General features: G+C 71.3%; 1 protein-coding gene and 1 pseudogene. Both read left to right on the plus strand.

Annotated features, from left to right (window positions below; genetic code table 11):
* Window positions 1-10: 10 nt before the first annotated feature.
* Window positions 11-7390 carry an amino acid adenylation domain-containing protein gene (locus ACYQ5L_RS04580; RefSeq protein WP_459955734.1) on the plus strand — a complete coding sequence of 2460 codons (7380 nt, stop codon included), beginning with the start codon at window positions 11-13 and terminating at the stop codon, window positions 7388-7390.
* Between the two features lie 198 nt (window positions 7391-7588).
* Window positions 7589-24427, plus strand: a pseudogene (locus tag ACYQ5L_RS04585) (amino acid adenylation domain-containing protein); the annotation flags it as partial.
* Between the last annotated feature and the right edge of the window lie 199 nt (window positions 24428-24626).

Raw genomic sequence — 24626 nt, forward strand, 5'->3', positions numbered from 1 at the left:
AGGTACATAGATGAACACTGCCCGCCGTTCCGTTCGCGGCAGCCGTCGTCGACGGTCGGGAGGCCTGCTGCTCGCGCAGCTGCTCACGGCCGCGGTCGAATCGGCGGCCGATGCGGTGGCGGTGCGGTTCAATGCCACCGGTGTGCCCGCCGACCAGCGTGAGATCACCTACCGCGACCTCGACGCGCAGTCGTCGCAGCTGGCGCGGGCGCTGATCGCCAAGGGCATCGGGCCCGGCGACATGGTCGCCATCGGCATCACCCGGTCCATCGAATCGGTGCTGGCGGTGTGGGCCGTCGCGAAGACCGGCGCGGCCTTCGTCCCCGTCGATCCGGCCTATCCGGCCGATCGCATCGAGCATCTGCTGACCGACTCCGGCGCGGTGCTGGGCCTCACCACCGGCCAGTACCGGGCGGCGCTGGGCAATGCCACCTATTGGATCGAGCTCGACGATCCCATTCAGGCCGAGCGGATCGCGACCCACCCCGCGCATCCGGTCTCCTATGCCGACCGGGTGCGGCCGCTGACCGAACAGCATCCGGCCTATGTCATCTATACCTCCGGCTCCACCGGAAAACCCAAGGGCGTGGTGGTCTCGCACACCGGCCTGGCCGGGCTGGTGGCCGCCGAGCGGGAGCACTACGACGTCACCGCGGACGCCCGCGTGCTGCACGTGTGCTCGCCGAGCTTCGACGTCTCGGTCCTGGAGCTGCTGCTCACCTTCACCGCCGGGGCGACGCTGGTGGTCGCTCCCGCGGGCGTCTTCGGCGGCGTGGAGCTGGCGGAACTGCTGGCGCGCGAAGAGGTCACCCATGTGCTGATCACGCCGGGCGCGCTGGAATCGGTGGATCCGGCCGGCCTCGACGAGCTGACCACCGTGGTCGTCGCCGGTGACAAGTTCGGACCGGAACTGGTCGCGCGCTGGGCCACCGAGGACCGCCGGTTCTTCAACGGCTACGGCCCCACCGAGGCCACGATTCTGGCCACCAGCACCGCGCCGCTGCTGCCGGGGGAGCCGGTGGTCATCGGCTCCGCCATTCCGGGCGTCGGCGCGTTCATCCTGGATTCGCGGCTGCGGCCGGTGCCCGACGGCGTGGTGGGCGAGCTGTACCTCTCGGGCCCGGCGCTGGCGCAGGGCTACAACCGGCGGCCCGGGCTCACCGCGGAACGCTTCGTGGCCAGCCCGTTCGGCGAGGCCACCGGGGTGCCGGGCGCGCGGCTCTACCGCACCGGCGACCTGGTGCGGCGCACCACCACCGCGAGCGGTGAATCGGATCCGGCCGGGGTCATCGAATACCTGGGCCGCTCCGATTTCCAGGTGAAGATCCGCGGGCTGCGCATCGAGCTCGGCGAGATCGACACCGCGCTGACCAGCTACCCGGATGTGGATTACGCCGCCACGCTGGGCAAGACGCTGCCCTCGGGCGCGACCGCGCTCGTCTCCTATGTGCTGCCGCGCCCGGGCGCCACCGTCGACACCGCGGAACTGGCCGCCTTCGTCGGGGAGTCGCTGCCCGCGTACATGGTGCCCGCGGCCATTGTGGTGCTGGACGAGATTCCGCTGACGCCGGTCGGCAAGCTCGACCGCGACGCCCTCCCGGAGCCCGAGTTCGCGGCGCGGGAATTCCGGGCGCCGTCGACCCCGGCCGAGGAAGCCATTGCCGAGGTCTTCGCGACCCTGCTGATTCCGGACAACCCGGATGCCCGGGTGGGCGCCGACGACGATTTCTTCGAACTCGGCGGCAACTCGCTGCTGGCGGCCCAGGCCGCCGCCCGCATCGGCACCGCCCTGGATGTGCGGGTGCCGGTGCACGTGCTGTTCGAGGCGTCGACGGTGTCGGCGCTGGCCGCCCAGCTCGAGGGCGAGTCGGCTGCCGCCGGGCCCGCGCTGGGCGCCATTCCGCGCCCGGAGCGGGTGCCGCTGTCGTTCGCGCAGCAGCGCATGTGGTTCCTCAACCGCTTCGATCCCGCCAGCGCCGTGGACAATATCCCGGTCGCGGTGCGGCTCAGCGGCGCCATCGATATCGAGGCGCTGCGCTCGGCCGCCGCGGATCTCGTTGCGCGGCACGAGGTCCTGCGCACCATCTACCCGGAGGTGGATGGCGAGGGCTATCAGCTGGTGCTGCCCCTCGACGATCCCCGCGCGCTGCCCGAACTCGCGGTGCTCGAGGTCCCGGCCGCCGAGGTCCCGGCGCAGGTCGCCGCGGCCGTGGGCGCCGGCTTCGATGTGACCGCCGCACCGCCGATTCGGCTGCGGCTGTTGCGCATTGCCGCCGAGGAGCATGTGCTCGTCGCGGTCATCCACCACATTGCCGGTGACGGCGTGTCCATGGGCCCGCTCACCCGCGATCTGGTGACCGCGTACGCCGAGCGCGCCCGCGGCGCCGCGCCGCAGTGGGCGCCGCTGGCCGTGCAGTACGCGGATTACGCGGTCTGGCAGCGGGAAACGCTGGGCCGCGAGGACGATCCGGAATCGCTGCTGGCCCAGCAGATCGGGTACTGGCGCGAAACCCTCGCCGATCTGCCCGATGAGCTGGTGCTGCCGTCGGATCGCCCGCGCCCGCCGATCGCCTCCTACCGGGGCGGCACCTTCGCCTTCCGCATCGACGACGAGGTGTACGCGGCCGCACGGCATTTCGCCGAGGCCCGCAATATGACGCTGTTCATGGTCGTGCACGCCACCCTCGCGGTGCTGCTCGCGCGGCTGTCCGGCACCCGCGATATCGCCATCGGCACCCCGGTCGCCGGTCGCGGCGAGGCCGAGCTCGACGATCTCATCGGCATGTTCGTCAATACCCTCGTGCTGCGCACCGATATCGATCCGGCCGCCGGCTTCGAGGATCTGCTGCGCCGGGTGCGCGAGGTGGACGTGCAGGCCTTCGGCCGCGCCGACGTGCCCTTCGAGCGCCTGGTCGAACTGCTCGATCCGGCGCGCTCGCAGGCCCGCAACCCGCTGTTCCAGGTCATGCTGGCCTTCCAGAACATGGCGCAGACCCGGCTCGAGCTGCCCGGTCTGACCGTGGCCGCCGCCGATCTGGAGATCCCGTTCGCCAAGTTCGACCTGCAGCTCACCATGCAGGAGTCGCACGACGAGCGCGGTGAGGCCACCGGTCTGGCGGCCGAATTCTCCTATGCGCTGGATCTTTTCGACGAGGCCACGGTGGCCGGATTCGCCGAGGGCTTCCAGCGGGTGCTGGCCGCGGTGACCGCGAACCCGGCCAAGCCGGTCGGCGATATCCACCTGCTGACCGCCCTCGACCGGCAGCGGGTGCTCACCGACTGGAACGCCACCCGCTTCGACGTGCAGACCGCCGTCGGACTGCCGCACGGCACCGCGCCGACGCTGGTGTCCATGTTCGAGGCGCAGGTCGCGGCCACCCCGGACGCGGTGGCGCTGGTGTTCGAGGACGAGCGCCTGACCTACCGCGAGCTGTCCGAGCGCGCCAACCGCCTGGCGCGGCGCCTCATGACGGGCGGCAACGGCCCCGGCCCGGGATCGCTTGTCGCCCTGGCCATGCGGCGCTCCACCGAGCTGGTGGTGGCCATGTACGCGGTGCTGCAGACCGGTGCGGGCTATGTGCCGCTGGATCCGGATCAGCCGTTGGAGCGCAATGGCCACATCCTCGACACCGCGCGTCCGCAGCTCATCCTGACCACCACGCGCGACGGGTTCGTCGCCGGTGAGCACGAGATCCCGCTGCTGTACGTCGACGATATCGAGGAGGCGTGCCGGACCTACAGTCCCGCGCCGATCGCGAACTTCGAACGCACACAACCATTGCGTGCGGCCGACACCGCCTACGTCATCTTCACCTCCGGCTCGACGGGCCGCCCCAAGGGCGTCGCCGTCAGTCACGCGGCCATCGTCAACCGTCTGGTCTGGATGCAGGCCGAATACCGGCTGCGCGGCGATGACGTCGTGCTGCAGAAGACGCCCTCCACCTTCGACGTGTCGGTGTGGGAGTTCTTCTGGCCCTTGCAGACCGGCGCGCGGCTCGTCGTCGCCAAGCCGGACGGGCACCGGGATCCGGTGTACCTGGCCCAGGTGATCGCCGCGGAAGCCGTCACCACCGTGCACTTCGTGCCGTCCATGCTGTCGGTCTTCGTGGCCACGCTGGGTGACGAGATCGCCGCCGGCGCAACGACATTGCGGCAGGTGTTCGCCTCGGGCGAGGCGCTGCCCGCGCCGACCGCGCACAGGCTGCGCGAACTCACCGGCGCGCGCCTGCACAACCTGTACGGCCCGACCGAGGCCGCGGTCGACGTCACCTATCACGAGGTCACCGATGCCGACACCGTCTCGGTGCCGATCGGCCGCCCCGTCTTCAATACCCGCGTCTACGTGCTGGATTCGCGGCTGCACCCGGTGGCCCCGGGTATCGCGGGCGAGCTGTACCTGGCGGGCGACCAGCTCGCCACCGGCTATGTGGCGCGCACCGACCTCACCGCGGATCGCTTCGTGGCCAGCCCCTTCGGCCACGGCGAGCGCATGTACCGCACCGGCGACCTGGTCAAGTGGACCGCCACCGGGGAGTTGGAATACCTGGGCCGCACCGACTTCCAGGTGAAGCTGCGCGGCCTGCGCATCGAACTGGGCGAGATCGAGGCCGCGCTGCTGGCGCAGCCGGGCGTCGCGCAGTCGGTGGTGCTGGTGCGCACCGACGCCCACGCCGGCGATCAGCTCGTCGGCTATGTCGCGCGCGAGCCCGGCGCCGAGGTGGACGCCGATGCGGTGAAGGCCGCGCTGGCGCGCACCCTCCCGGCGTACATGGTCCCGGCGGCGGTGGCCGTGCTGGATGCCTTCCCGCTCAATGCCTCCGGCAAGCTGGACCGCAAGGCGCTGCCCGCCCCGGTCTTCGAGGTCAAGGCGTTCCGCGCGCCCGCCACCCCGATCGAGGAGATCGTCGCGGGCGTCTTCGCCGATCTGCTCGGCCTGGACCGGGTCGGCGCGGACGACGACTTCTTCGATATCGGCGGCAACTCCCTGGTCGCCACCCGCGCCGTCTCGCGCATCAACGAGGCTCTCGACGCCACCGTCTCGGTGCGCGAGCTGTTCGAGACCGCCACGGTGTCCGCGCTGGCCGGCCGCATCGTGCCCGGCGCCGCCGGCGGCGCGCGCCCGCCGCTGGTGGCCGGACAGCGCCCCGAGCGGGTGCCGCTGTCGCTGGCGCAGCAGCGCATGTGGGTGCTCAACCAGTTCGACACGGCCTCACCGGCTTACAACATCCCCATGGTCATCCGGCTCACCGGCACGCTCGATGTGGCCGCCCTGAGCCAGGCCGCCGAGGACGTGCTGGCCCGCCACGAGGTGCTGCGCACCCGCTATCCGGAATCCGGCCCGGGCGGCGCGCCGTACCAGGAGGTGCTGTCGGTCGCCGACGCCCTGCCCAGCGGCCTGGCGGTGGAGCGCGTCGGCGATATCGGCGCCCGGGTCGCCGAACTGGTCGGCACCGGATTCGATGTGGCCGCAGCGGTTCCGGTGCGCATCGGCCTGCTCACCGGCGACGATCCGGACGACTACCTGCTCATCCTGGTGGCCCACCACATTGCCGCCGACGGCGCCTCCATGGCCCCGCTGGCCCGCGATCTGATGACCGCCTATCTGGCCCGCACCCAGGGCGAGAACCCGGGCTGGACCCCGCTCGCGGTGCAGTACGCCGACTTCGCGGTCTGGCAGCGCGCCGTCATCGGCTCTGACGAGGACGCGGATTCCGTTGCCGCGCAGCAGCTGGCGTACTGGCGCGACCAGCTGGACGGCCTGCCGGAGACCGCCCTGCTGCCGCTGGACCGGCCACGGCCCGCGGTGGCCTCCATGGCGGGCGCCATTGTCGACTTCGCCGTCGGCGCCGAGGTGCACGCCGGGCTGAATCGCATTGCGCGCGAGCACAATGCCTCGCTGTTCATGGTGGTGCACGCCGCCATCGCGGTGCTGCTGGCCCGGATGTCGGGCAGCTCCGATATCGCCATCGGCACCCCGATCGCGGGCCGCGGCGAACGCGCGCTCGACGATCTGGTCGGCATGTTCGTCAATACGCTGACGCTGCGCACCGCCGTCGACACCGCGGCCTCCTTCGACGAACTGGTCGAACGCGCCCGCGAAACCGATCTCTCGGCCTTCGCCCATGCGGACGTGCCGTTCGAGCGGGTGGCCGAGGTGGCCGCGCCCGGCCGCGGTGCGGCCAACCCGCTGCTGCAGGTCGTGCTCGCCCTGCAGAACAACGAGACCGCGGTGCTGGAACTCCCCGGCCTGACCGTGGCCGCGCTGGACGCCGAACTGGCCGCCGCCAAGTTCGATCTGCAGATCGGCGTCGATCCGCTGCGCGCCGCCGACGGTACGCCGGGCGAGCTGGTCGTGGTGTTCTCCTATGCCACCGACCTTTTCGACGAGGCGACCATGGAGGCGCTCGGCCGCCGGCTGGAGCGCATCCTCACCGCCGTGGCCGCCGACCCGCACCTCCCGGTCGGCGATATCGATATCCTCGACGCCGCCGAACGCGAACGCGCGCAGGCCGGTCCGCTGGCGGTCGCACCCGCGCCGGCCAATGCCCGCGGCACCGCGCTGCCGCAGTCGCTCTCGGCCGTGGTCGAGGACGATCCGGACGGCCCGGCACTGGCCTGGGGCGACGAGGCGCTCACCTACGGCGAACTCGATGCCCGTTCCTCGCGTCTGGCGCGGGTGCTCATCGGCCGCGGTTGCGGTCCGGGCACCGGCGTGGCGGTGCGGCTGGAGCGCGGCATCGATCTGGCCGTGGCCCTGTGGGCGGTCCTCAAGTCGGGCGCCGCGGTGGTCCCGCTGGCGTCCGTCGACCGGCTCCCGCCGAGCGGCCTGGACGTGAAGGTCGGCCTGACCGTCGGCGCGCCGGTCTCGGCGCCGGGCATCGACTGGCTCTCGCTCGACGATCCGGCCGTGGTGGCCGAGATCGCGGCGGAGTCGGCGCGTCCGGTCACCTACGCCAACCGGACCCGCGCGCTACGCGGTGAGGACACCGCCTTCGCCGCGCCGGGCGCCCGCGCCCTCAGCTACGACGGGCTGGCCGCGCTGGCCGAGCGGGTGCGCACGGAAGCGGAGCTGACCTTCGAATCGCGCACCGTGCACCTGGGCCGGGCGCACGGCCCGCTGGCCCTGGTCGAACTGGTCGCGACGGGCGCCGCCGGCGCGTCGATGATCCTGGTGGACGCCGGAATCGAGCTCACCGACGCGCTCGCCGACGAATGGGTCACCCATGTGCTGGCCGAGCACGGCCGCCTCGCGCAGGTGGACGCGACCGCGCTCGAGGACCTGCAGGCCGTGGTCGTCGCCCTGCCCGAAGTCGGCGGAGCCGACGCCGCCGCCGTGGCGGACGCGTGGACACAGGTCACGCTGGTCGCGCTGCCGAGCCTGGCCGAGTAACACGCCGCGGGGCCGCTCTCGATGGTTCTCGGGGGCGGTTCAGCGGCACGAGCATGACAGAACGGATGAGGACAGCTTCATGATTCGAGTGGTCGGGGCCCGGAACGAACTGATGCCGGTGATGTCGGCATGACCCGGACGGCTCGCGTACGTCCCACCCGGACCCGGCGTCCTCGAATTCCCACGCTGCCGCAGCTCATGGCCACCGCGGTGGAGGCCAATCCGGGCGGCACCGCCGTCGTGCTCGCCGACGCGGAGCGCACCCTCGGCACGCTCGGCTATGCCGAGCTCGACGATCGGTCCACCCGGCTGGCGCGGCTGCTCATCGACCGCGGCATCGGACCCGAGGACCTGGTCGCCGTCGGCATTCGCCGCTCGCTCGAATCGGTGGTGGCGGTGTGGGCCGTCGCCAAGGCCGGCGCCGGTTTCGTCCCGGTCGATCCGAACTATCCGCCCGATCGCGTCGAGCACATGGTCGCCGATTCCGGTGCGGTGCTGGGCCTCACGGTCGCCGATACGCGCGGCGAGCTGCCGGAGACCATCGACTGGCTGGCCATCGACACCGTCGATCTCGCCGATTACGCCAATGATCCGATCACCAATGCCGACCGGGTGCGGCCGCTGCGCGCCGAGCATCCGGCCTATGTCATCTACACCTCCGGGTCGACCGGCAAGCCCAAGGGCGTCATCGTCACCCACACCGGCCTGGCCGGATTCTGCGAGGTGCAGCGGGATTGGTACGGCGTCACCGCCGCCGACCGCACCCTGCACTTCGCCTCCCCGTCCTTCGACGCCTCGGTGCTGGAACTGCTGCTCGCCCTGGGCGGCGCGGCGACCATGGTCGTGGTCGCGCCCACCGTCTTCGGCGGCGCCGATCTGGCGGCCGTGCTGAAGCGCGAACGGGTGACCCATGCCTTCATCACCCCGGCCGCGCTGGCCTCGGTCGATCCGGCCGGGCTCGACGATTTCCGGGTCGTGGTGGTCGGCGGCGAGGCGGTGCCGCCGGATCTGGTGCAGCGCTGGGCGGCGCCGGGGCGCTCGTTCTGGAACGGCTACGGCCCGACCGAGACCACGATCATGACCAATATCGCCGAGCAGTCGGTGGATCGGCCGGTGCACATCGGTCCGGGCATTCCGACGGTCACGGCGTACGTGCTCGACGAGCGGCTGAAGAAGGCCCCGACGGGTGCGACGGGTGAGCTGTATCTGTCGAGCGCGCAGCTGGCGCGCGGCTATCACCGGCAGCCCGCGCTGACCGCCTCGCGGTTCGTGGCGAACCCGTTCGATCCCAGCGGATCCCGGCTCTACCGCACCGGCGACCTGGTGCGCTGGACCGCCGACGGCACCATCGAATACCTGGGGCGCAACGACTTCCAGGTGAAGATCCGCGGCTTCCGCATCGAGCTCGGCGAGATCGACGCCGTGCTCGCCCGGCATCCGGCGGTGGATCTGGCCGTCACCGTGGGACACGAGCTGCCCTCGGGCGGAACGGTTCTGGTGGCGTACGTGCACGCCACCGACGCCGGTGTCACCGCCGAGGAGCTGACCGCGCTGGCCGAGCGCAGCCTGCCCGCGCACATGGTCCCCACCGCGATCACGATGCTGGACCGCATCCCGCTCACGCCGGTCGGCAAGCTGGATCGGCGGGCGCTGCCGGAACCGGTGCTGCAGGCGCGGGAGTACCGCGCGCCGGAAACGCCGGTGCAGCAGGTCATCGCCGAAGTCATGACCGAGGTGCTGCGCGCCGAGCGGGTCGGCCTGGACGACGACCTGTTCGCACTGGGCGCGGACAGCATTACCGCCATTCAGATCGTCTCGCGCGCGCGGGCGCGGGGCGTGGCCTTCCGGCCCAAGGACCTGTTCGAATCGCGCACGCTGGAAGCCCTTTCCGCCATCGCCGAGACGGTGGATCCCGGTCAGCCCGAAGAACAGCTGGCCACCGGCCCGCTGGTCGAACTGAGCGACGACGAGCTGGCGCGCCTGCGCGAGAGCTACCCGAACCTGGCCGAGGTGTGGCCGCTCACGCCGCTGCAGTCCGGCATGCTCTTCCACGCGCAGCTGGCCGAATCCTCGGTCGACGCGTACATGGTGCAGTTCGCCATCGACATTCAGGGCGAGATCGAGGTCGAGCGGGTGCACGCGGCCGCGCAGGCCATGCTGGACCGGCATGTGAACCTGCGCGCGGCCTTCACCGAGGACGCGCACGGCAACCCGCTGCAGATCGTGGTCGATGCCGCCGAACTACCGTGGGACTACACCGATCTCACCGCGCACGAGCCCGCCGCGGCCCTGGCCGAGACCGAGCGGCTCATGGCGGCCGATATCGCGCGGCACTTCGATATGCGGACCGGGCCGCTGCTGCGGGTCACGCTGTTCCGGACCGCGGCCGACCGCTACCGGCTGTGCATCACCAGCCATCACATCCTCATCGACGGCTGGTCCATGCCGCTGCTCACGCAGGACATGCTGCTGCTGTACGCGGCCAATGGCGATGCCTCCCAGGTGCCGCCGGTGCGGCCGTACCGGGATTACCTGGCGTGGCTGGCCGCTCGCGATCACAGTGCGGCGCGGGCAGCCTGGCGGGAGGCGCTGGCCGGGTTCACCGAGCCGACGCCGCTGGCCGCGGTCGACCGGTCGCGGGAAATCTCCTCCGGCATCGGCGAAATCGGCTTCGATCTCAGCGCGGACGAGACCACCGCGCTCATGCGCGCCGCCGCCGACGCCGGGGTCACGCCCAATACCGTCGTGCAGGCCGCCTGGGGCCTGCTCATCGGGCGCAGCACCGATCGCGACGATGTGGTCTTCGGCGCCACCGTGTCCGGGCGCCCGCCGCAGCTGGCCGGTATCGAGACCATGGTCGGCCTGTTCCTCAATGCCATTCCGGTGCGGGTGCGGCTGTCGGCCACCGACACGCTCACCGATGTGCTGCGCGGACTCCAGCGCGAACAGGCGGCGCTGCTCGACCATCACCACGTCGGACTGGGCGAGATCCAGGAGATCGCCGGAGTCGACGGGCTTTTCGACTCCATCGTGGTGTTCTCCTCCTACCCGGTCGACGGGGAATCCCTGGACGCGGCGGCCGAGCCGATCGACGAGGCCGGCATTCTCGGCGCCACCGCGGTCAACGGCACCCACTACCCGCTGACCGTCATGGTGCAGCCGGTGGGCGAGCAGCTGCGGTTCAACCTCAAGTACCTGCGCGACCTGTTCGACGAGGAGTCGGCCCGGGCCATCGCGCAACGGCTTTCGGCGCTGGTGGGCCGATTCGTCGCCGATCCGCGCGCGCGGGTCGCCGAGGTGGACGCCCTGCTCGACGGTGAGCGCGCCGCGCTGGCGGCGGTCAATGCCACCGATGTGCCGGAGCTGCTGGACGATTCGACCCTGCTGTCGTTGTTCGACGCGCAGGTGGCGCGCACGCCCGACGCCCCCGCCATCCTGTTCGGCGACGCCACGCTGACATATCGCGAACTCGATGAGCGCTCCCGCCGCCTGGCACAGGAACTGGCGCTGCGCGGCGTCGGACCCGAGACCCGGGTGGCGGTGGCCATGCGGCGCAGCATCGAACTGGTCGTGGCCATCTACGCCGTGCTGCGCGCCGGCGGCGCCTACGTGCCGGTCGATCCCGATCATCCGGCCGACCGCAACGAGTACGTGCTGGCCGGATCGGCCCCCATCTGCGTGCTGACCCGCACCGAGGACGGCTTCGAAACCGATTCGGGCGTACCGCTGTTCCTGATCGACGCGCTCGCCGGTGCGCCGGCGTTCGTCGAGATCGCCCCGGCCGCCGTGCATCCGGACAACACCGCCTACGTCATCTACACCTCCGGCTCCACCGGCCGTCCCAAGGGCGTGGTCATCACCCACCGGCAGATGGCCAACCAGTTCCGCTGGGCGCAGCGGGCCTATCCGCACACGACCGGCGATGTGGTGCTGCACAAGACGCCCATCACCTTCGACGTATCCACGTGGGAGTTGTTCTGGCCGTTGCACACCGGCGCCGCGGTGGTCATCGCGGAACCGGACGGGCATCGCGATCCCGCCTACATCGCACGGGTGATCGACGAATACTCGGTCACCGCACTGCATTTCGTGCCGTCCATGCTGGAGGCCTTCCTGGACGGCCCGGCCGGCGGGCATCCCTCCCTGCGCTGGGTGTTCGCCGCCGGCGAGGCGCTCTCGGCGGAGACCGCCGCCAAGTTCGGTGCGGCCCTGCCGGATACGGCCCTGGTCAACTGGTACGGCCCGGCCGAGGCGACGGTGGTGACGGCCCATCCGGCCGAGCACACCGCCGGTGTCGCGGTGCCGATCGGCAATCCGGTCGCCAATACCCGGGTGCTGGTGCTGGACCGGCAGCTGCGGCCGGTGCCCTTCGGCGCGGCCGGTGAGCTGTACGTCGCCGGCGTGCAGCTGGCGCGCGGATACTTCGGCGCCCCCGGCCTGACCGCCGAGCGGTTCGTGGCCCATGACGGCGGTGCGCGGCTGTACCGCACCGGTGACGTGGTGCGCTGGATCCCGGATCCGTCCGGAACCGGGCATGCGCTGGAATACCTGGGCCGCAGCGACTTCCAGGTGAAGCTGCGCGGCCAGCGCATCGAGCTCGGCGAGATCGAGACGGTGCTGCTCGGCCACGGCGCGGTGCATCGCGCCGCGGTCTCGCTGGTGAAGGGCGCAACGGGCGACCGCCTGGTGGCCTACGTCGTCCTCGACGGCGAGGCCACCGACGCCGAACTGCTGGCGCACGTGCGCGAGACGCTGCCGTCCTACATGGTGCCCTCGGCGGTGGTGCGGCTGGAGGCCATGCCGCTCAATGCCTCCGGCAAGCTGGACCGCAAGGCGCTGCCGGTGCCGGAGTTCCAGGCGCGCGCCTACCGGGAGCCCGCGACCGAGGCCGAGCGCACCGTGGCCGAGGTGTTCGCGGCCGTGCTGGGCGCCGAACGCGTCGGCGCGGACGACGACTTCTTCGAACTGGGCGGCAACTCGCTCAATGCCACCCAGGTGGTGGCCCGCCTGGGCGCCGCGCTCGGCGCGCGCGTGCCGGTGCGGGCCGTCTTCGAGGCGCCCACCGTCGCCGAGCTCGCCGCCGCCCTCGGCGCCCATACCGAGGCGCAGGCGCTGCCGCTGCGGCCCATGGACCGGCCGGAGCTGATCCCGCTGTCCTACGCCCAGCAGCGCATGTGGTTCCTCAACCGCTTCGAACCCGAATCGGCCACCTACAACCTGCCCATCGCGCTGCGCATCACCGGCGCGCTCGATGTGCACGCGCTGCGGTCGGCCGTGCGGGATCTGGTGGAGCGGCACGAGGTGCTGCGCACCGTCTACCCGGAGCACGAGGGCGTGGGCCACCAGGTGGTGCTGGCCCCCAGCGACCCCGACGCGCTGCCGGTGCTGCCGCTGCGCGATGTCGCCGAGGACGAGATCCCGGCCGCCGTGGCCGAGGTCGCCTTCGCGCCCTTCGATGTGACCGCCACGCCGCCGCTGCGGCTGCGCCTGCTGCGCCTGTCCGCCGCGGACCACGTGCTCATCTGCGTGGTCCACCACATTGCCGGTGACGGTTTCTCCGGCGGCCCGCTGACCCGCGATTTGATGACCGCCTACCTCAGCCGCATTCAGGGCGTGCCGCCGCAGTGGTCGCCGCTCGCGGTGCAGTACGCCGACTTCGCGCTGTGGCAGCGTGAGAACCTGGGTGCGGAAAGCGATTCCACGTCGCTGCTGGCCCGCCAGCTCGACTACTGGCGCGAGACCCTGGCCGGACTGCCGGATCTGCTGGAGCTGCCGACCGACCGGCCCCGGCCCGCCGTGGCCTCCGGCCGCGGCGCGACCGTCTCCTTCGATATCGACCCGCATGTGCACGGCGCCCTGGTCCGGGTTGCGCAGCAGCACAATTCGACGCTGTTCATGGTGGTGCACGCGGCCTTCGCCGCCCTGCTGGCCCGGACGTCGGGCAGCGGCGATATCGCCATCGGCGCGCCCATCGCGGGCCGCGGCGAGGCGGCGCTGGACGATCTCATCGGCATGTTCGTCAACACCCTGGTGCTGCGCGCCGAAGTCGATCCGGCCACCCGGTTCTCGGACCTGCTCGCCACCGTCCGCGGCACCGATCTGGCGGCCTTCGAGCACGCCGACGCGCCGTTCGAACGCATTGTGGAACTGCTGGATCCGGCCCGCTCGCAGGCCCGGCACCCGCTGTTCCAGGTGGCGCTGACCCTGCAGAACATGGCGGCCACCAATCTGGAACTGCCGGGCGTCTCGGTCTCCGACGTGCGGTTCGACGTGCCGGTCGCCAAGTTCGACCTGGACCTCACGCTCATCGAGCACACCACCGCCGACGGTGTGCCGCAGGGCATTTCGGCCGGTTTCACCTACGCCACCGACCTGTTCGACGCCGACACCGTGCACGCCTTCGCACAGCGCCTGGTGCGCCTGCTGGTGGCCGTGGCCGCCAATCCGGACCGGGTCATCGGCGATATCGACCTGCTCGCCGTGGACGAGATCTGGCAGCTGCGCCAGGAGTGGAACGCCACCGCCGTCGAACTCGGCAATGCCACCCTGGTGGAGCTGTTCGGCCTGCAGGCCATGCGCACGCCCGAGGCCACGGCGCTGGTGTACACCGGCCCGGGGGAGCGGCGCGGGGAGCTGACCTACGGTGACTTCGCCGAGCGCGTGCACCGGCTGGCGCGGCATCTGATCGCACAGGGCGTCGGCCCGGAATCACTGGTGGCCCTGGGCATCCGGCGCTCGGTGGATCTTGTCGTGGCCATGTACGCGGTGCTGGAGGCCGGTGGCGCGTACGTGCCGCTGGATCTGGATCAGCCCGCGGAGCGGCTCGACTACGTACTCGAGGTGGCGCGGCCCGCCGTCGTGATCACCAATGGGCGGGACTGGTACGAGAGCGAGTACCCGACCGTCAATCTGGACGTGCTGGACCTGACCCGGTACCTCGGACTTCCGGTCACCGACGCCGAACGCCGTGCGCCGCTGCGGCCGTCGAACACCGCGTATGTCATCTTCACCTCCGGCTCGACCGGCCGCCCGAAGGGCGTGGCGGTGCCGCACTCGGCCGTGGTGAACCAGATCCGCTGGATCACCTCCGAATACGGCGTCGACGCCGACGATGTGGTGTTGTTCAAGACGCCGCAGACCTTCGACGTGTCGGTGTGGGAGTTGTTCGGCCCGTTGGCGACCGGTGGCCGCATGGTCGTGGCCACGCCGGATGGTCATCGTGATCCGCAGTATCTGGCGGAGGTGATCGCCGCCGAGCGGGTCACCATGACCTCGTTCGTGCCGTCCATGCTGACCGTGTTCGCGGGCAGCATGCGGCCGGAGGCGCTGGCCTCGCTGCGCGCACTGCTGGTCGCGGGTGAGGCGTTCACCGCCGATGCGGTCCAGGCCTTCCGGCGCATCAGCGCCGCCGAACTGCACAACCTGTACGGCCCCACCGAATTCACCGTGCACGCCACCGCCGCACCCGTCGCCGACGAGGTGCAGGGCGCGGTGCCGATCGGTTTCCCGGTGTGGAATTCCCAGGCCTACGTGCTGGATTCGCGGCTGCACCCGGTTCCTGCCGGGGTCCCGGGTGAGCTGTACCTGGCGGGCGAGCAGCTCGCGCGCGGCTACGTGGGGCGCGCGGACCTGACCGCGGACCGCTTCGTGGCCAACCCGTTCGACATCGGCGCGCGCATGTACCGCACCGGTGACCTGGTGCGGCGGGCCGCCGACGGTTCGATCGTGTACCTGGGCCGCACCGACTTCCAGGTGAAGCTGCGTGGTCTGCGCATCGAGCTCGGTGAGATCGAATCCGCGCTCACCGCGCACGATTCCGTCGCCCAGGCCGTGGTCGTCATGCGCTCCGACGCGAACAGCGGTGACCGGCTGATCGCCTATGTGGTGCCGTCCGGGACCACCGTGGCGGTCGATGCGCTGCGGGCGCACCTGTCGGCGCAGTTGCCGTCCTACATGGTCCCGGCCGCCCTCGTCGCCCTCGACGCCATGCCGCTCAATGCCAACGGCAAACTCGATCGAAAGGCGCTGCCGGAACCGGAATTCGAGGCCCGCGCCTTCCGCGCCCCGGCCACCCCGGCGGAGGAGACGGTCGCGGCCGTCTTCGCCGAGGTGCTCGGCCTCGATCGGCCCATCGGCGCCGACGACGACTTCTTCGAACTCGGCGGCAACTCCCTGGTCGGCATTCGCGTGGTCGCCCGCCTGGGCGCGGCCCTGGACCTGCGGGTCCCGGTGCGCGTGCTGTTCGAGGCGCCCACCGTGGCCGCCCTGGCCGAACTGCTGGCCTCGCAGACGGGCGCGCGCCGTCCCGCACTGACGGCGGGGCCGCGGCCCGAGCGCATTCCGCTGTCGCTGGCCCAGCAGCGCATGTGGTTCCTCAACCGCTTCGACACCACCTCGACGGCCTATCACCTGCCGATCGCGCTGCGGCTCAGCGGCGCGCTGGATGTGGCCGCGCTGCGGCAGGCCGTGGCCGACATCATGGCCCGGCACGAGGTGCTGCGCACCGTGTACCCGGAGGCCGACGGCATCGCCCACCAGGTGGTGCTGCCCGCCGAGCAGGCCGTCGTCGAACTCGCCCCGGAGGCCGTGGAACTCGCGGCGCTGCCGGAGCGCATCGGCGCGCTGCTCGCCGAGGGCTTCGACGTGACCGGCGAGATCCCCTTGCGGGTCAAGCTCTTCCAGCTCGACGCCGAGGGCGCCGAGCACGTGATCGTGCTGGTCGCCCATCACATCGCCGCCGACGGCTGGTCCATGGGCCCGCTGGCGCGGGACCTCATGACCGCCTACATCTCCCGGTCGGCCGGCTCCGAACCGCACTGGCGGCCGCTGCCGGTGCAGTACGCCGATTACGCGCTGTGGCAGCGCGAAGTGCTGGGCTCCGAAGAGGATTCGGAGAGCCTGGTCGCCGCGCAGGCCGACTACTGGCGCACCCAGCTCGCCGACCTGCCGGACGAGCTGAACCTGCCCGCCGATCGGCCGCGCCCGCCGGTGCAGTCCTTCCGCGGCGGCGCGGTGACCTTCCCGATCTCCGCCGAGGTGCACGAGGGCCTGCGGCGGATCGCGCGCGAACAGAACGCCACGGTGTTCATGGTCGTGCACAGCGCCCTCGCGGTGCTGCTGGCCCGGCTGTCGGGCACCGCCGACATCGCCATCGGCACGCCCATCGCGGGCCGCGGCGAGGCCGAACTCGACGACCTGATCGGCATGTTCGTCAACACCCTCGTGCTGCGCACGCGGGTGGACGGCGCCGAACCGTTCACCGAGCTGCTGGCGCGCGCCAAGGACACCGATCTGCAGGCGTTCGCGCACGCCGACATTCCGTTCGAGCGTCTCGTCGAGGTGCTCAACCCGGAGCGGTCCACCGCGCGCAATCCGCTGTTCCAGGTGGCGCTGTCGTTCCAGAACCTGCCCGAGAGCGATTTCGAGCTGCCCGGACTGCGCATCAGCGCGCTCGAATCCGGTATCGAGACTTCGCAATTCGATCTCATGCTGACCATGCGGGATGCCGGCGACAATGGCATGGCCGCCATCGTCACCTATGCGCGGGACCTCTTCGACGAGGCCACCGTCGAGGTGTTCGCGCAGCGCTTCGTCCGGCTGCTCGAGCAGATCATCGCGCGCCCGCAGCTGCCGGTCGGCGATCTCGAACTCCTCGACGCCGAGGAGACCGCCGATCTGACGACACGCACGGGCGCACCCGCGATTCCGGCGTCCACGCTGCCCGAGCTGATGGCCCGGGCCGTGGCGGCCAACCCGCGCGGCGCGGCGGTGTCCTTCGGCGGCCGCGCCTTCAGCTACGCCGATCTGGACGCGGCCTCCTCGAAGCTGGCGCGCATGCTCATCGCGCGCGGCGCCGGACCGGAAACGCTGGTGGCCGTGGCCATTTCACGGTCCATCGGCTCCGTGCTGGCCATCTGGGCGGTGGCCAAGGCCGGTGCGGCCTTCGTGCCGATCGATCCGGAATACCCGGCCGACCGCATTGCCCACATGATCCGCGATTCCGGTGCCACCCTCGGTGTCACCATCTCGGCCAAGGCGGTGCACCTGCCGGGGCTGGCGGGTCTGTCCGGCTGGATCTGCCTGGACGATCCGAAGGTCTCGGCCGAGGTCGAAGCGCAGTCGCCCGCACCGATTTCCGATGCCGACCGGTGGGGCGGCGTGCGACCGGAGCACATCGCGTACGTCATCTACACCTCCGGATCCACCGGCGTGCCCAAGGGCGTCGTGGTCACCCACGCGGGCCTGGCCAACTTCAGCGCCGAGCAGGTCGAGCGGTACGGGCTCGATTCCGATTCGCGGGCACTGCATTTCGCTTCGCCCTCGTTCGACGCCTCGGTGCTGGAATACCTGCTGGCCCTCGGTGCGTCCGGCACCCTCGTGGTGGTCCCGCCCGGGGTGTACGGCGGTGCGGAACTGTCCGAGCTGATCCAGCGCGAGGGGGCCACCCACGCGTTCATCACCCCGGCGGTGCTGACCTACCTCGATCCGGCCGGACTGGATTCGCTGCGGGTGCTGTCCGCCGGCGGCGAGGCGTACTCGCCGGATGTGGTGGCCAAGTGGGCGATTCCCTTGGCGGACGGCACGGTTCGCGCCTTCCACAATGGTTACGGCCCGACCGAGACCACCATTATGACCAATATCAGCGATCCGCTGGTCGAGGGCGATCCGCTCACCATCGGCGGGCCGATTCGCGGCATGCAATCGCTGGTGCTCGACAGCCGGCTGCGGCCGGTGCCCGTCGGCGTCGCGGGTGAGCTGTACCTGGCGGGCGTGCAACTGGCGCGCGGGTATCACGCGCGGCCGGGGCTCACCGCCGACCGGTTCGTCGCCAACCCGTTCACGCCGGGCCAGCGCATGTACCGCACCGGTGACGTGGTCCGCTGGACCGCCACCGGCGAGGTGGAATACGTGGGCCGCAACGACTTCCAGGTGAAGGTGCGCGGCTTCCGCATCGAACTGGGCGAGATCGACGCCGCGCTCGCCTCGCACGAGACCGTCGATTTCGCTGTCACCGTGGGCCACAAGACCGACGCCGGGACCACCATCCTGGCCTCGTACGTGCTGCCCGAGCCGGGCCGGACCATCGATATCGCGGCCCTCACCGCGCATATCGCGGGCCGCCTGCCGGAATACATGGTGCCCACCGCCATTACGGTCCTGGACAAGCTGCCGCTCACCCCGGTCGGCAAGGTGGACCGGCGGGCGCTGCCCGAACCCGTGCTGACCGTGCGCGAATTCCGCGCCCCGGAAGGCGAACTGGAGATCGCCGTCGCCCGGGTCTTCGCCGAGGTGCTCGGCCTGGACCGGATCGGCGCGGACGACGACTTCTTCGCCCTCGGCGGCAATTCGCTGCTGGCCACCCAGGTGGTGGCGCGCCTCGGCGCGGCGCTGAATACCCGGGTCGCCGTGCGGGCGCTGTTCGAGGCGTCCACCGTGGCCGCCCTGGCCGCACTGCTCGACGAGCAGGGCGGCGCCGGCGTCCGCACCGCGCTCACCCCGCAGGAGCGGCCGGAATCCATTCCGCTCTCGCTCGCCCAGCAGCGCATGTGGTTCCTCAACCAGTTCGACACCGCCTCACCGGCCTACAATGTGCCGGTCGCGGTGCGGCTCACCGGCGAACTGGATGTGGCTGCGCTGCAGCGGGCCGTCGCCGATGTGATCGAACGGCACGAGACGCTGCGCACCGTCTACCCGGAGCGCGACGACGTTCCGGCGCAGGTGATCCTGCCCGCCGCCGACGCCGTCCCGGATCTCACGCCGATCGTGGTCGACGCCGCCTCGGTGCGGGATCGGGTGATCGAGGTGGTGGCAGCCGGATTCGATGTCACGCGCGAACTTCCGTTCCGCGCCAGGCTGTTCCGCGTGGAAGCGGAGCAGCCCGAGCATGTGCTGGTCTTCACCGCCCATCACATCACCGCCGACGGCTGGTCCATGGCGCCGCTGACCCGCGATGTGGTCATCGCGTACGCGGCGCGTGCCAATGGGTCCGCCCCCGGCTGGCAGCCGCTGCCGGTGCAGTACGCGGACTACGCCCTCTGGCAGCGCGAAGTGCTCGGCTCCGAACAGGATCCGGACAGCCTGGTGTCCACGCAGGCCCGGTACTGGCGCGCTCAGCTCGCCGAGCTGCCGGACGAGCTGAACCTGCCCGCGGACCGCCCGCGCCCGGCGGTGCAGTCCTTCCGCGGCGGCGCGGTGACATTCCCGATCTCGGCCGAGGTGCAGGAGCACCTGCAGCGCCTTGCCCGCGAGAGCAACGCGACCATGTTCATGGTCCTGCACTCCGCGCTGGCCGTGCTGCTGGCGCGCCTGTCCGGCACCGCGGACATCGCCATCGGCGCGCCCGTCGCGGGCCGCGGCGAGGCCGAACTCGACGATCTGATCGGCATGTTCGTCAACACCCTGGCGCTGCGCACCCAGGTCGACGGCTCCGAGTCGTTCACCGAGCTGCTCGCCCGGGTCAAGGACACCAACCTGCAGGCGTTCGCGCACGCCGACATCCCGTTCGAGCGACTGGTCGAACTGCTCAACCCGGAGCGCTCCACCGCCCGCCATCCGCTGTTCCAGGTGGCGCTGTCGTTCCAGAACCTCCCGGAGAGCTCCTTCGAGCTGCCCGGATTGCGGGTCTCCGCGGTCGATTTCGACGTCGAGATCGAGAAGTTCGACCTGCAGCTGACCGTGCAGGAATCGGCCGCGACCGGGATGTTCGCCATCCTCACCTACTCGCGGGACCTGTTCGACCAGCCGACGGTGGAGGGCTACGCGCAGCGGTTCACCCGCCTGCTCGAGCAGATCATCGCGGCGCCGCACGCGCCCGTGGGCGATCTCGAGATCCTGGCCGCCGACGAACGCGACTACCTGCTGGACCGCACGGGCGGACCCGAGGTGCCCCCGGCCACCCTGCCGGAACTGCTCGGCGCGGCGGCCACGGCCAACCCGGACGGCGACGCCGTCACCTACGCCGGGCGCACCCTCACCTACCGCCAGCTCGACGAGCTGTCCTCGCGCCTGGCGCGCGAGCTCATCGCGCACGGCGCCGGACCGGATGTGCGGGTGGCCATGGCCATTCCGCGCTCCATCGAATCCGTGCTGGGCATGTGGGCGGTCACCAAGACCGGCGCCGGACTGGTCCCGGTCGACCCGAACTACCCGGCCGACCGCATCACGCACATGGTGTCCGACTCCGGCGTGGCCTTCGGCATCACGCTCACCGAGCACCTGGACGCGCTGCCCGCGCTGTCCGGGCAATGGCTGGCGCTGGACGATCCGGAATTCGCGGCCGCGGTCGACAACCGTTCGCCCGCCATCATTTCCAATATCGACCGGCTCGGGCGGCTGCGCCCGGGCAATATCGCCTACATCACCTACACCTCCGGCTCCACCGGCGTGCCCAAGGGCGTCGTGGTCACCCATGCCGGCCTGGCCAACTACAGCCGGGCCCAGCTCGACCGCTACCAGCTCGACTCGTCCTCGCGCACACTGCATTTCGCCTCGCCCAGCTTCGACGGCGCGATGATGGAGCTGCTGCTCGCGGCCGGTCCCGCCGCGACCATGGTGATCGTGCGCCCCGGCATCTACGGCGGCGAGGAACTGGCCGAGGTCATTCGCTCCGAGCGCGTGACCCACGCCTTCATCACCACCGCGGCCGTCGCCACCATGGACCCGAGCGGCCTGGACAGCCTGAAGGTGCTCGCCGCCGGCGGCGAGGCCATGCCGGTCGATATGGTCGCCAAGTGGACGGTGCCGTTCGCCGACGGCAGCGTGCGCGCCTTCCACAATGTGTACGGCCCGACCGAGACCACCATCGTCACCAATATGAGCCACCCGCTCTCGGCGGGCGATCCGCTGGTGATCGGCGGAACCATCAGGGGCGTACGGGGACTCGTCCTGGACAACCGGTTGCGGCCGGTGCCGGAAGGGGTTGCGGGCGAGCTGTACCTGGCCGGCATCCAGCTGGCCCGCGGTTACCACGCGCGGCCGGGGCTCACCTCCGAGCGCTTCGTCGCCAACCCCTACGAGCCGGGCGCGCGCATGTACCGCACCGGTGACGTGGTGCGCTGGCGGCGCGACGCCGAAGGCAACTCGGCCGTGGAATACGTGGGCCGCAACGACTTCCAGGTGAAGATCCGCGGCTTCCGCATCGAACTCGGCGAGGTCGACGCCGCGCTGGTGGCGCACGAGAGCGTCGACTTCGCGCTCACCGTCGGGCACAAGACCGACGCCGGATCCACCATCCTGGCGTCATACGTGCTGCCCGTGGCGGGCCGCACCGTCGAGGTGGCCGAACTGCTCGAGTACCTGTCGGCGCGCCTGCCCGAATACATGGTGCCGACGGCCATCACGGTCCTGGACAAGCTGCCGCTCAACCCGGTCGGCAAGATCGACCGCAAGGCGCTGCCGGAACCCGTACTGCGGCAACGCGAATACCGCGGCCCGAGCACCCCGCTCGAGGAGAGCGTGGTCGCCGCCATCGCCGAGGTGCTCGGGGTGGAACGCGTCGGCGTCGACGACGACTTCTTCGAACTCGGCGGCACCTCGCTGCTGGCCACCAAGGTGGTCAGCAAGCTGCGCGCCCTCACCGGCGCGGAGGTCATGGTCTCCTGGTTCTTCACCGGGCCGACCGCCGCCGGGCTGGCCGCGCAGATCACGGCCGCCCTCGACAGCGAGGTCGACTACGACGCGGGCACCGCCGCCGCCCTCGCGGTGGTGCTGCCCATCCGGGCGCACGGCACCCGCCCGCCGCTGTTCTGCCCGCCGCCCATGTCCGGCATGGCGTGGATGTACGCCGGTTTGGCGCGCGTGCTGCCCGAGGACCAGCCGATCATCGGCCTGCAGTCGCCCGCGTTCACCGAGGACGACTACGCGCCCACCTCGCTCACCGAGATCGCGCGCCGGTACATCACCGAGATGAAGGCCATTCAGCCGGAAGGCCCGTACCGGTTGGCGGGCTTCTCGCTGGGCGGCACTCTCGCCCACGCCATCGCCACCGAGCTCCAGGCCGAGGGGGACCGGGTCGATGTGCTGGCCATTCTCGACACCTTCCCGGAGATGGAGTTCGCCAAGTTCCGCGATTCCATCGTCGACGAGTTCGCGCAGCTGGGCATTGGCGCGGAGGCCTTCCCGGAGGAGGGCGACCTGCTCGATATCAGCGAGGACGCGCTGCGCGCCATGCACGCGGCCCTGCCGAGCGAGCTCGGCGTGCTGACCCTGGACCGGGTCCGGCGCATCTACCAGGGCGCGGTCCGCACCGTCATGCTGCGCGCCGAGCACCGCGCGGGCGTCTACGACGGCGATCTCGAGCTGTTCTATGCCGAGGAACCCACCCCCGGCTACGACCAGCGCTCGCCCGAGGAATGGCGCGGCCACGTCACCGGCGCGATCACCGTGCACCGCATGCCCTTCCGGCATCAGCTCATGATCACCGCCGAGGCCTACGCCCTGAGCGGGCCGAAGCTGGCCGAGATCCTCGAGCGCGCCGACCGGCCGCGCCAGACCGCCACGGTCCGGGTGCGGCGGGCCGAGCTGTTCGCGCCCGAGGCGGAGGAAATCACGGCTGACGACGCCGTGGCCGACGACACCGCCGACTGGGCCACCACCGCCGTGCTGCCGGTGGTGAACTTCGACGATCCGGCCCCGGAGGTGAAGCTCCGGACCAAGGATCCCGAACCCGCACCCGTCGCACTGCCGCCGGTCATGGGTCCGAGACTGACCGCGGTCGGCGATGTCTCGCCGCTGCCCGCCGGCGCGGTCGGCCTGCTGGAGATCGAACCGTCCGGGCTGTGGGTGCGCGCCATCACCCTCGATATCGCCGCCGATATCTCCGGCACCCGGGTGCGCCGCTCGGTGGCCTCCCTGCTGGACCGCCATCCGGCCCTGTGGGCACGGCTGCGGCGCACCAATGACAGTGTGGTGCTGGACATTCCGAACCAGCCCGCGCACGGCGCGGCCGCGGTGTGGCAGCTGGATCCGTCGGTCGAGGCGGTGGGCGATCCCATCGAGGCCGTGATCGCGGCGGCCGCGGCGGAACTGGATCCGGAGAAGGGCTACCACGTCCGCTTCGTACTGCTGGAGAACGTGCCGGCCGATCCGAAGCGCGATCCGGAGGATCAGCCCGCGGCCCTGCTGGTCGTGGTCGCCAACGGCCTGGTGGTGGACGACGCCTCGTGGCGCACCATTATCGAGGACCTCACCGCGTCCTGGTCCGGCGGACACGCCACCCCGCCCAGCGCCGACGCCCACCCGGTCGGCATTGCCCGCGGCCTCGCCGTGCGCGCCGCCGATACCGGCACCGTCGACGAATTGGGCTGGTGGCGAATGGAACTGGCCGGCGCCGAACCGGGCCTCGCGCCCGAGGACGTGCCCGGCAGCGGTCCCGACGCGCTCGGCCGCGGCCGGGTGTCGGTCTCCATCACCGGCGAGGGCGCGGCCGCCGTGGACGCGGTGGCCCGCCGCTACAACGCCACCATCGACGAGGTGCTGCTGTCCGCGCTCGCCGTCGCCCTGCTCGACGAGGGCGGCGCGGGCGCGCGGCAGACCACCGGTTCGGTGGTGCGCCTGATCGCCGACGGCCGCCTGGCCGGTGATCCCGCCGGGCAGCGCACGGTCGGCGCGTTCAGCACCAGCTACCCGTTCGCGCTGCGCCTCGACGGGGTCGATTTCGCGGAGGTCCGCCAGGGCGGTCCGGCCGCCGGTTCGGTGCTGCGGCAGATCCGCGACCGGTGCCGGGCGGTGCCGTCCCAGGGTGTCGGCTTCGGGTTGCTCCAGTACCTGAACCCGGCCACCGCCGCCGAGATGGCCGGGCTTCCGGTCGGCCGCATCGGGTTCCGGTACCGCGATCTGCGACCCGCCCGGGTGTATCCGGAACCGGTGGCCGACGATCTCTACCTGGACCTGACCGTGGACACCAGCCAGGACGGCCTGATCGCCCGCTTCGACTTCGCGGGCGCGGTGCTGGAACTGGAACAGGTGAAGCGGCTGGTCGAGGGCTGGGTGCAGGCGCTGGGCGGACTCGCCGAACACGGCCGTGCGACCAATCCGTAATATTGTCCGCTGTCGCGGTGCTGTGATAGGCCGTATGGTCTGACGGGGGATGGAGGCGCCCGGGAAACCGGGCGCCGTGGGCGATCGACCGATACACGAACCGAAGTGAAGGTGTGAAATTGATTCGTCGATATGGTCGGGACGGGGTTGTGAGTCGCCGGTTCGGTGCACGGGCCGCCGCCTTCATCGCCGCCACGGC

Source organism: Nocardia sp. IFM 10818 (assembly GCF_054655275.1).

What these genes read in the sequence shown, in the direction of transcription:
- ACYQ5L_RS04580 (WP_459955734.1), top strand. Translation starts at nt 11, where the DNA reads ATGAACACTGCCCGCCGTTCCGTTCGCGGCAGCCGTCGTCGACGGTCG.